Raw genomic sequence first — 10,392 nt, forward strand, 5'->3', positions numbered from 1 at the left:
GGTGCTCGTACCGCAGAGCCGCTGCCGCCGCCTTCCGACGCTTCGGTTTCGCCGATCCCGTGCTCATGCCGTCCCCTACACCGGCGTCGTCACGGTCATGTGCTCACCGCTGCCCAGGTGGAGCATCCCCTTGCCGGGGGTGATCGGGCCGCCGACCATGCTGCGGGTCGTGCGGATGCCGATCAGCTCGCCCGCGGAGCTGTCCTGCGGGGAGAGCAGGATGCCTCGGCGGGCCTTCTTCGCGTCGACCTGCCAGCCGGAGAAGCCGTCGCAGATCTCCTCCTCGTCACCGGCGATGACGACGGCCAGACCCTCCTCGCCGCCGCGCTCGACGATGCGCTTGAAGACGTCCTCCGCGTCGCAGTCGTCCAGCACCTCGGCGTCGTCCACCAGGACGGCGACCGGCTCCTCGGGCGTGGCAGGCTTGATGGCCTCCTCCAGCTCGTCCTCGTCGATTTCGCGGCCGGTGAAGACCCGCAACACGCCCTCCTGGCCCTCCAACTCACGCAACGGCGACGAGCGCGGCGCCGCGACGACCAGCCGTACGCCCTGGGCCAGGTAGGACCGTGCGAAGTTCATCAGCGCCGTGCTGCGGCCCGACTTGGCCGGACCACCGATCACGAACGCCGGTACGCCCTCGGCCAGATCGGGCCCGAACGCGGTGAGCTCGTCACCACCGACACCCACCAGGGCCCACAGCGGCGAGGATGTCGCCGCCGGGTCGCGCATCGCCCAGGCGTCCGCGAAGGAGATCCGGCCGGGCAGGACGTCCACCCGGAACGGCCGCCGCGAGCGCGGCACGTCCGCGTCCCGGGCCGCCGCCGCGTCACCGATGGCGATCAGCGCGGCCGCCTGGCCCTGACCGGTGGTGTCCTCGCAGAGCAGCGCGAACTGTGTCTCCGCGGCGGTCTCGGCGCGGAAGGCCCGGCCCGGGGGGATCTCCTCGGGAACCTTGCGGGCGTTGATGTCCAGCATCGAGAAGTCGCCGCGGTCCGCTAGCCGCAGACCGTATTTGTCCTCCGTGAGGGAGGAGATCCGTCCCGACAGCACCTGCCGGTCACCGGTGAGCACCACATGCAGACCCACGCTCGCGCCCTCCCGCATCATCGCGAAGAGCTGATCGGTCAGGTCCCCGTGGTCGTACTCGCCCAGTGTGGGCAGCCAGCCCTCCCAGCGGTCGAGCAGCAGCACGATGTGCGGCAGCCGCTCGTCCTCGGCGACCGCGGCCCGCTGCTCGCCGATGTCGGCGAAGCCCTTCTCAGCCAGCAGGTCCTGGCGCTGGTTGAGTTCGCCGCTCAGCCGCGAGAAGAGCCTTACGACACGCTCCAGTTGGTTGCGCCCCACGACCGCGCCGCAGTGCGGCAGCCGGGTCAGCGCGTTCAGGGCGCCGTTGCCGCAGTCGACGCCGTACAGGTGGACGTCGGCGCAGGAGTGCGTCCGGGCCAGCGACCCGGCGATGGTGCGCAGCAGTTGCGACCGGCCGGTGCGCGGCGCACCGCCGACGAGCAGGTGCCCGAAGGTGGCGAAGTCGACGGCCACCGGTCGGCGGGCCTGGTCGGCGGGTAGGTCCTCCACACCGTAGGGGGCGGCGGGCAGCGCGCCCTGGGCCCGCACCGCCGGAATGTCGTCGAGGAGCAGGGTGTCCTCCAGGGCGGGCAGCCAGGGGGAGTGCTGGGCGGGGATGCCGAGCGCCCGGTTGGCCTCCCGCACGGCATCGACGAGCACCTTCAGGTCGGTGATCTCATCGTCCTCGCGCGCCTCGGACTTGGGCTTTCGCAGCGCAGTGCGCCCCAGGTCCGCCCAGTTCAGTGGGCCCGCCCAGGGGGCCAGTGCCTGCGGGTCGGCCGCGCCGGGCCGGCGTCCACCGACGCGGCCGGACTGGAAGGGGACAAGGGATGCGTGCCCCAGGCGGACGTATGCGCGACCCGGTGTGCTCTTGGAGATGTGCCCGGCCTCGGGCGCGTCGATGACGTCCGTGGACTCGCCGGCGTCGGTCACGCGCAGCGCGATGCGCAGGTTGGTGTTGGCGCGGATTTCGGGGGAAACCACGCCGCTGGGCCGCTGCGTGGCCAGCAGCAGGTGGATGCCGAGGGACCGGCCGCGCTGGGCGATGTTGACCAGTCCTGTGACGAAGTCCGGCAAGTCGCGCACCATGGACGCGAACTCGTCGATGACGATGAGCAGTCGGGGTACTGACGCGTGCGACGGATCCCGGCGCACCAGGTCCTGGTAGTCCTCGATGTCCTTGGCGTCGGCGGCGGCGAGGATGTGCTCGCGCCGCTTCAGCTCGGCTCCCAGCGACTCCAGGGCCCGTTCGACGAGGTGCGCGTCGAGGTCGGTGACCATGCCGACGGTGTGCGGCAGCTTCACACAGTCCTTGAACGCCGAGCCGCCCTTGTAGTCGACGAGCACGAACGTCATGTTCTCAGGCGTGTTCGCCACCGCGAGCGCCGCCACAATGGTCTGGAGCAGCTCCGACTTACCGGAACCGGTCGTACCGGCGATCAGGCCGTGCGGGCCGTCGCGCCGGAGGTCGATGCCGAACGGGCCGTCGTACGACTCGCCGATGACCGCCATCGTCGACTGCCCGCCCATCCGCCAGCGCGCGGCGATCGCGTCCCGCGTGGGCGGTTCGAGTTGCAGCACGTCGAGCAGCCGACTGGCGGCAGGCAGGGCGGAGTCCTCGGTCTCGCCGCTGATGTCGCGCAGCGACGACAGGGCGCGTGACACCCGCGCGCACCAGGCCGGCGAGACGAAGTCGGGCCGTACGTCGCGCCGGCGCCGTGCATCGGTCTGCTCCACGCGCAGCCGCAGTTCGAGGGTCTTCTCGGTTGCCTGTTCACTCGGCTGTGCCGTCCGGTGCCAGGCCTGGAAGGAGGGAAAGCCGCCGACAGCCGCCTGCGGGGCGGAGGTGGGGAGGGTGGCGCCGTCGTCGCCACGACCGTCGCGACGACGCGGTTCGGCCAGCACGACCGCCTGGCACTCGCCCGGCAGGAACCGTTCCTCCTCGTCGAGGCAGATCGCGTACAGGGAGACGGCCGGCCCTTCGCGCAGCAGCCGGACCACCCCGGGTAGCGAGCGCAGCCGGCGGGAGCCGTCCCAGACCACGACGATGTCGGGGTCGGAGAAGGCCGGCCCGTCACTCCGGTTGCCCTTCTCCTTCAGTGCCTTCTGCCGGGCGTCGAGCACCTGGGTCAGCTCACCGACGCGGGCGCCGACGGTCTCGGAGTCTGTCCCTACCAGTACGTTGACGTCGTGCCCGCCCGAGGGGCGGGCGTGCGGCAGCCAGCGCACCCAGTCCCAGCGGGAGTGGGCGTCGTTCTCGGTGAGGACGTAGAACTGCACGTCCATGGGACTGTGCAGCACCGCGGTCTGCGCGACGGCCCATCTGCCCAGCGCCTGCGCGGAGTCACCGGGGCCGGCGATGCCGACGACGCCGAGGTCCTTCAGCGGCAGCGCGACCGGCGAGTCCTCGATGCGCCAGGTGACCTCACGCCTGTGCTCGTCCTGCTCGGGGTCGTCGAGTACAACCTCGGAGCGCACCTGGCCGGTGCCGACGCGGATCAGCAGGTGGTCGGCGTCGGTGCGCCGGCGCTCCCACAGACGGGTACGGGGGCCGGTGGCGAAGGTGAGGACGGCGGCCGGGTCGGGGATGGCGTCCCTGCGGTCGAGCCGCTCCGTGCGCAGAGCCTTCCGGGCATCCTCCTCGATCCGCTCCTTGTGCTCCTTGTACTCCTTGACCTGTTTCGCATGGGACTTGCGGCCCTGCTTCTTGTCCATGAAGTAGTTGGCGATGAGCATCAGCGGGCTCATCAGGGCCATGATCATGTAGTACCAGCGGTGGAAGATCATGACCGAGACCACGGCGCCCACCAGCGGCATCAGCGCCATCAGCCATGGCAGCGGACGTGCCTCGTACTCGCCGGGCGGATTCGGCAGGCGGAAGTGCGTCTTGCGTTCGGCCGGACGCAGCCGGGGAGGCCGGTTGTAGTCCAGTCCGGCACCGTCGTCCGACCACTTCAGGGCGGCGTTCGGCGGGCTGTAACGCGTGAGCTCCAACAGGCTGTTGCCGATTGCGAGCTGCGCGTCGAGGGGCCAGTCGCCACCGTCGAAGCTCTCACCGCCGAGCCGGCCGGGGGACGGACGGCTGTCCTCATCACTGCCGTTGCCTGCCGTGCTGCTTCTGTCGTTCTTGCCGCCCTTGCTTTCCTTGGCGTCCTTGGCAGCGGTCCTGTGGTGCTCGGCGTGGAGGGCGACTTCGCAGGTGCCGTCGATGGCGATGGACAACGTGGCCGCACGATCGACGAGTTCGGGGTCGTCGATGCGCAGGTGGGCGGTGGTCCCGCGGCCGATGTCGTACCGCCCCACGCCAAGCCGGTGCACGGCGCCGGCTCCGGGCCCGCCGGCCACGCGGAACTCGACGATTCCGGTTGGCTCTCCGAGCAGGCAGCCCGCGGGATCGTGCAGACTGACGACGGCGCCCTCGCGCAGCGGCGAGCCGACGATGGTGGAGCCGGGATCGAGGGGATAGCCGTCGACGTACGCCTGCGGGGCGCCATTGGGTCGGTGTTCGACGCCCTGCTGGTGTCCGGTGAGGGAGATGATCTGTGCGCCGCCGCCGAGGCCGAGGTGCTCGGCCAGTTCCCGGGTGACATCGCCGACCGACGACTCCGGATCGGCGTCGAGTACGACGTCGGCACTGGTGCCGCCGAGCGGGTCGACGACGGTCAGACTCAGGCGCACACTCGTCCTCCTCGCAGTGCTCGGGCCGCCCCCGGAGCGCAGAACACAGTCGAAGTGACCTTATCCGCCGGGTGGTTCCCCGGTGCACGGCATGTGCACCGGTTCACGGTTCCTCCAACTGGCATCCCTGTATCCCCACTGGCCCCACCCGTAAGATCTTTGCTCATGCGGACGGGCGGAGGTGGGCTGCCGACCCAAGCAGCCGCCGCAGCCGAGGCATCCGCGCCACAGAGCCACGGGGGCGGTCCCTGCGGCGAACACAACGGGAGGGAGCCGTCATGGGCAAGAGCGGCAAGGACACAGACCTCACTTACGCCGAGATGGAGAAGACCGCAGGCGATCTTCTCAAGGACATGCACCACCTCGAGGACCAGATCAAGTCCGTCGAGAAGCGCGTCAAGCAGCTGGTGGAGAACGGCTTCACCACGCAGAAGGCCTCCGGCGCCTACGAGGACTCCATGAAGGACTTCGCTAAGGGCGCCGTCAAGACCATCCAGGGCCTCCACGGCCTCTCCGAGTTCCTGAAGAAGGCCAAGCAGGCCTACGAGAACCTGGACGAGGAGCTGGCACGGAGCCAGCGGGGTTAGTGGCCTCTTGGGTTACCGGGGGGTGGGGTGGGGCGCACGAGCTGTGCCCCACCGCTCTCCGCTGTTCCTGCACGGAGACGAATGTGCACGTCACTGGAGGAGGGGCCGCTTCCGAACCATGAGTGATCTGACCGTCGATGACGATCTGTTGAAGAAGTCGGGCAAGGCGCTTAAGAAGATCCAGTACGAGTTCGAGCACACGGAGAAGCATCAGAAGGACTTGCGAGGCATCTGGGGCTCCAGCCAAATCACCAGCGCGATGGACGCGTTCGCGGACAACTGGGACTACCACCGCAAGCAACTGCTGGAAGCCATCAAGAGTGTCGGTGGGTTGACTGAGGAGTGCCACAAGGCATTCAAGGACCTGGATCACGAGCTGGAGAAAGCCACGAAGGGCAAGAGTGAAGCCCGGAAGGGATCGGGGGAGTAACACCTATGGCACGACCGACCGGCTGGAGTCCGCTGGCCGATGAGGACCCGGTTCCCGGGGACGTGGAGGAGGTACGCCGGGAGTCGCGACGGCTTGGCAAGCTGGCGACGATGATCGGTGAGCAGGTCGAGCGGCTCCGGGCGATCGGCCGGGACACCGACGCGCTCAAGGGCAAGTACGCCGGTACGCTGCGTGACAAGGCCGACGACTTGGCGGGCAAGCTCGGCAAGACCCACCATCGGTACAGCCATGTCTCCGGATATCTCGATCATTGGGCTGACGACCTCCAGGCGTGCCAGAAGCAGGCCGACGCCGCGTTGGAGGACGCCCAGGAGGCGAAGCGGCGGGTGGATGCCCACCAGCCCCCTCATGAGCAGCACAAGAATTCCGACAAAGAGCTGACGGATGCCGAGCGGAGAGCGGAGACGACGCGGCTGCACGCGCTCTCACGCGCCGAGGACGACCTCAGCGCGGCCCGGAGCAAGCTCGACAAGGCTGTCAGTCACCGTGACGAGAGAGCTGGGCACTGGGCGGGGAAGATCAAGCGTGCGATCAGCAAGGATGGGCTGCACGACAAGGGCTGGGACAAGTTCAAGAACTGGATGAGCGACCACTCCCGGCTGCTGAACGACTTGGCGAACATCCTGTGCTGGGTGGCGACCGCCTGCGCGGTCATCGCTCTGTTCATTCCCGGCCTGAACATCATCGCCATGATTGCGTTGGGAGCGACGATCGGCGCTCTGTTGCTGCACAGCGCCTTGGCGGTGGCGGGCGAGGGCAGCTGGATCGACGTGGGGCTGGACGTTTTCGCACTGGCAACCATGGGGTTGGGGCGCGTCGCCGGGCAGGGCATGAAGGCGACGGAGTGGGGGGTCCGGACAGCCATGCGTAGCGCCGGGGCAGTCAAGCTCGGGAAGGCGGCCCGGAACGCGGCCAGGGTGGAGTGGCTCCCCGACATGTCCAAGGCTGGGCGCATTTTTAAGTCCGGGGTGAAAGGCAGTAAGGACTGGGAATGGGCCCGGAAGGTGATGAGCGAAGGCAACAAAGCCATGTGGGCCGCGAAGAAGGGTGCGCTGGCGGATGCCAAAGCTCTGGCCGGGCAGCCGTTGCCCAAGCTGAGCGCGCTGAAGAACCTCCTGGGCGGTGGCTCTGAAGCTGCCGCGCTGAAGCCGTATCTCGCGGAAGCCGCGTCACGGTTCCCGGACTCCGCCAAGATCACTGGGTTGATCGACAAGGGGGCGGCGGCCATGCGCCTCGGCCAGGGGACATTCTACGCAGGGACCGTGGTGGACACGTTCGACAAAATCGAGGGCTCGACAGTTCCTTACGTAAGCGGGTTGGTGGGTGGCAGTGGTACCACGTTCTGGTCCGATACGAAGGCGTGGGCGACAGCAGAGACAGGATCCACGTGGTGAGTGCTTTCCATCGTTCGAGGCGGTCAGCGGTGAGCGTGACTGGAGACTCGCTGATTGAAGCGGAACTCCGACGACGAGCCGCACAACAGCATGCGGTGAGAACAGGGCGACTCCGTTCCCTGCCACCACTCATCCGCGTCTATGCGTATGTGATCTTGTCCTTCAGTTTTCTGGGATTCTGGCTGTGGACCGGAGTGGGGTGCCTTTCCCTGTGGCTCTTGGACCCGGGCCACAGGAAGTCGATGGGGTTGCCCATCCTGCTTGGAGGGTGGGTCGTCTGCATGACCTTGCTGCTTCCCGCCACGCTTCTATGGCACATGCCCGAGCTGCTGAAGCGGGAACTCGGGCCGCAGCCGAAGTCAGCGAAGGGCTTCGTCGGCTATCTGCTGCGCAACTCCGGCAAGGGCGTATTCGACGGCTCTCTGTCGCTTGTTCTCGACAGGAAAGCACCGCCGGCGCACTTCTGGCTGGTTACGGGGCTGTTCACATTCCTCAGTGCGCAAGCGGCACTGTCAGGCCTCGCGGGGTTGGTATCTGGCTCTTGGGCACCACCCTTCTGGGTGGCTTTCGCGGCTTGCGTCGTCTCTCTCGGCATCCTCATCCACGGAGCCCTCACCCGCAGCGCGTCCCGCAGCCGAGTGGCCGCAGAGTGGCGCGACGGGTCGGGTGATGCACGGTGAACGTAGCACCGGAAGCAACGACGCCGGCGACCTCATACGCCCTCGTACTACCCCCGGGCTGGCGACAGATCCCGCTTCGACGGGGGACCGAACTCGCCGTGAGGCGGGTGCTCGACCACGCCTTCGAGGGCTTGCCGCGCGATGAGGTGTTCGCCTATCGGCGTGATCTCGAGGCGAGGTTGTGGCAGCGCATCGAGGATGCCCGGAAGGCCGACGGACTCGACCTCTACCTGCCGGTCGAGCTGATGCACGGCATCTCCGTGCCCGCCTCGATCCTGGTGTCCGAGACCCGCCTGACTGGCGAGGGTCTCGATCCTCAGGAGGCGGCCCTTCTCATGGCCGGTTCAGAGGACGGAAGGGAAGTGGTGGATCTCGACGGCGCGCCCGCCGTACGTGCCGAGCGGACCGCGCAGCCCGACCCGGAGAGTGGCATCGAGTTCCCGTCGCGGCGCGTCGACTACCAAGTACCGGTACCGGGGCAACCGTGGCGCTGGCTGACCGTCGCCTTCTCGACCGTCGGCGCCGAGGACGTGAACGGTGAACTGTCCCTGCTGCTCGTCGACCTCTTCGACGCCGTGATGACCACATTCCGCTGGAGAACCCCCAGCGACTCCCAGCCGTCACAGCGAGACCAGAACACTCGGGGTGTCCGATGACCGACCTTCCCTCGCCGATGCCCTCTCTGCTGCCGGAGTCCGGAGAGTGGCCGCATACGACCTCCCACCAGGGACTGGAGGTCAGCGACCCGGGCCCGGAGTGGGTCGCACTACCAGCCGCCTTCGAAGGCACCGCGTGGGCGGACGCCTCCGAGTATGCCGAGCAGATGGCCTCTGCTCTGGTCATGCGGCAGCAGGAGCTCGTCGGTGGCCGGATCAGCGACGACCTGCAGGAGCGGGTGGCGGCCCAGATCCTCGACGTCTACAACCAACTGTTCGGTCTGCTCGACGCCCACTACCACCTGCTGTACTGGCCCGATCTGCGCAAGCCGCCGGTTCCGGTCTTCCTGGGGATCTGGGAACTGGTAGGGGACGACGCGTCGGCCGAGGTGCACTATGCCGGGTCGTTCTACCATCTCGAGACGGGCGGGAAGAGTTCGATCGAGGAGGAGTTCGTCGGGGACTCCTTGGGCTCCGGACTGCGCAGCCTGGCGTTCGTGCCGCTCAAGCAGGAAGCGCCGGAGGATCCCGACGGCTTGGTGGGCGTCCTCACCTACTACTGGCGCGTAAAGCCCAGTGCAGCGGACGTACGGCTCGTAGCCTTCACCAACGAACTGGGCCGGCTGTATGCCGCCCTTCCCGACCTGGACGCCTTCGCCCGGCGCATCGCGATCACCGACGTGCGGTCTGACTGAGCCGAACCCCTGCCCATTACGGCGTAATAGCGAACCGACCCCGAGCATGTGAGGCCGGCGTCGACGATCGACTCGACGAAGTCCTGGCTGACGGGGAGAGCGGTCCCCGCCCGGTAGAACGCCAGCGCCATGCTGAGTCAGCGATTGACCGCCTGGATCTCCTGGACGGTGATGTCCTGTGTCGCCCCGAAGGTGCCATCGGGCAGGTCGCCTCCGGTGCCGCCGGTGCCGGTCCAGTTGATCTGCCACGTGATGGTCGCTCTGAGTTTGTACGTCCCGCCGCCCGAGGATCGGAGGTACTTGATACCGCAGGGGGGTGCTTCGTCTGCCTTGCCTTTGACGTACGGTTCGCCGATTGAGCCGTCCGTGTTGAGCGTGCAGTCTCCCGAAGCCGGGTAGGTCTGCGCATCGGCTGTGCCGGGTTCGAGTTTGAGAGAGACGGGCTTGGCTGTGGTCGTCGCCTGGATGTTGATGCCGGCGACGTTGAGAGAGGCGGTCACGGACACCTCCTTGAACTCGGCCTTGTCGAGCCACGCCCAGGTGGGGAGATTCACCTTGGTCACCTGGAGCGGGGCCAGCGTGACCTTGGTGTCCGGGAGTCGAATCCGGTTGTAGGCGGATTCCGCCAGAACCTGTGGAGTGACGGCCTGGTCAACCCCGGGGTCTTCGTTGTTCGGCACCCAGAAGGGAAGCCGGCTGCACTGCATACTGGCGGGGTCGTCCACGCGGTCGGGGTTCTGGACGGCGACCCACCAGTTGCCGTCGTCGGCCTGGTCGGCGTTGTAGTCCTTGTACTCGCCGTCCTTGTAGAGGTTCCGGAACTCGCCGACCGCGGCCTTGGCGTAGTTGGCCTGGCCGGGCGTGTTGATCGTCTCCTCATACATCGTCTCGACGTACTTCTTGAACTCCGCCACGGAACGGGGCTCGTACCAGCACGCAGGAGGTGTCCAGTTCGTCACCGGCTGGATCGCCGTTCTGCTGCCGCTCGGGTGCACGGATCCGGAGTAGGTCACTCTGGAGGTCAGGGTGCCTGCCTCGGAGCTCCCTGTCTGCTTGGTGCTGCCCTGCGTGCCCTTGCTCGGTGGCCAGTCCGCGAAGGCTGCTCCGGGAGTGGCGAGGGCAAGCGGATGGTGTCCCACCGAGTGGTGTAACAGCGATCTCTGCATAGCCCCTGGCCATGGGGCGG

At 67.8% G+C, this 10,392-nt stretch carries 8 protein-coding genes; 6 read left to right on the forward strand and 2 right to left on the reverse strand.

Annotation, left to right across the window (positions count from 1 at the left end; genetic code table 11):
* Positions 1–75 precede the first annotated feature (75 nt).
* Positions 76–4,743, reverse strand: coding sequence for an FtsK/SpoIIIE domain-containing protein (locus tag CG719_RS33245; RefSeq protein ID WP_100572420.1), 4,668 nt, complete (start codon positions 4,741–4,743; stop codon positions 76–78).
* Between the two features lie 278 nt (positions 4,744–5,021).
* Between CG719_RS33245 and CG719_RS33250 the strand changes: the two genes are divergently transcribed.
* From CG719_RS33250 to CG719_RS35615, 6 genes are all read left to right on the forward strand, one after another.
* Positions 5,022–5,330: a WXG100 family type VII secretion target gene (locus CG719_RS33250; RefSeq protein WP_100572421.1), complete on the forward strand. Its 309-nt coding sequence runs from the start codon at positions 5,022–5,024 to the stop codon at positions 5,328–5,330.
* Positions 5,331–5,448: 118 nt separating this feature from the next.
* On the forward strand, positions 5,449–5,760 hold the full coding sequence (locus CG719_RS33255) for a hypothetical protein (RefSeq protein WP_100572422.1): 312 nt from the start codon (positions 5,449–5,451) through the stop codon (positions 5,758–5,760).
* A 5-nt stretch (positions 5,761–5,765) separates the two neighbouring features.
* A complete protein-coding gene (locus CG719_RS33260; RefSeq protein ID WP_100572423.1) occupies positions 5,766–7,175 on the forward strand; it encodes a putative T7SS-secreted protein in 1,410 nt (469 codons plus the stop codon).
* 281 nt (positions 7,176–7,456) lie between these two features.
* A complete protein-coding gene (locus tag CG719_RS33265) occupies positions 7,457–7,855 on the forward strand; it encodes a hypothetical protein (RefSeq protein WP_159025008.1) in 399 nt (132 codons plus the stop codon).
* A 107-nt stretch (positions 7,856–7,962) separates the two neighbouring features.
* Positions 7,963–8,511: a hypothetical protein gene (locus CG719_RS33270; protein WP_234375884.1), complete on the forward strand. Its 549-nt coding sequence runs from the start codon at positions 7,963–7,965 to the stop codon at positions 8,509–8,511.
* Complete coding sequence (locus tag CG719_RS35615) at positions 8,508–9,206, forward strand: hypothetical protein (protein WP_159025009.1); 699 nt, start codon at positions 8,508–8,510, stop codon at positions 9,204–9,206. The genes CG719_RS33270 and CG719_RS35615 overlap by 4 nt, the downstream gene beginning before the upstream one ends.
* A 137-nt stretch (positions 9,207–9,343) precedes the next feature.
* Here CG719_RS35615 and CG719_RS33280 read toward each other — a convergent pair whose 3' ends face one another.
* Positions 9,344–10,120: a hypothetical protein gene (locus tag CG719_RS33280; RefSeq protein ID WP_324839319.1), complete on the reverse strand. Its 777-nt coding sequence runs from the start codon at positions 10,118–10,120 to the stop codon at positions 9,344–9,346.
* Positions 10,121–10,392: the final 272 nt, after the last annotated feature.

The sequence above is a fragment of the Streptomyces sp. CB01373 genome (genome assembly GCF_002803075.1).
Lineage (GTDB): Bacteria > Actinomycetota > Actinomycetes > Streptomycetales > Streptomycetaceae > Streptomyces.

Bases quoted from the DNA above. Each gene is read 5' to 3' on its own strand.
- CG719_RS33250 (WP_100572421.1), top strand. From the start codon at position 5,022: ATGGGCAAGAGCGGCAAGGACACAGACCTCACTTACGCCGAGATGGAG.
- CG719_RS33260 (WP_100572423.1), top strand. From the start codon at position 5,766: ATGGCACGACCGACCGGCTGGAGTCCGCTGGCCGATGAGGACCCGGTT.
- CG719_RS35615 (WP_159025009.1), top strand. From the start codon at position 8,508: ATGACCGACCTTCCCTCGCCGATGCCCTCTCTGCTGCCGGAGTCCGGA.
- CG719_RS33255 (WP_100572422.1), top strand. From the start codon at position 5,449: ATGAGTGATCTGACCGTCGATGACGATCTGTTGAAGAAGTCGGGCAAG.
- CG719_RS33265 (WP_159025008.1), top strand. From the start codon at position 7,457: ATGACCTTGCTGCTTCCCGCCACGCTTCTATGGCACATGCCCGAGCTG.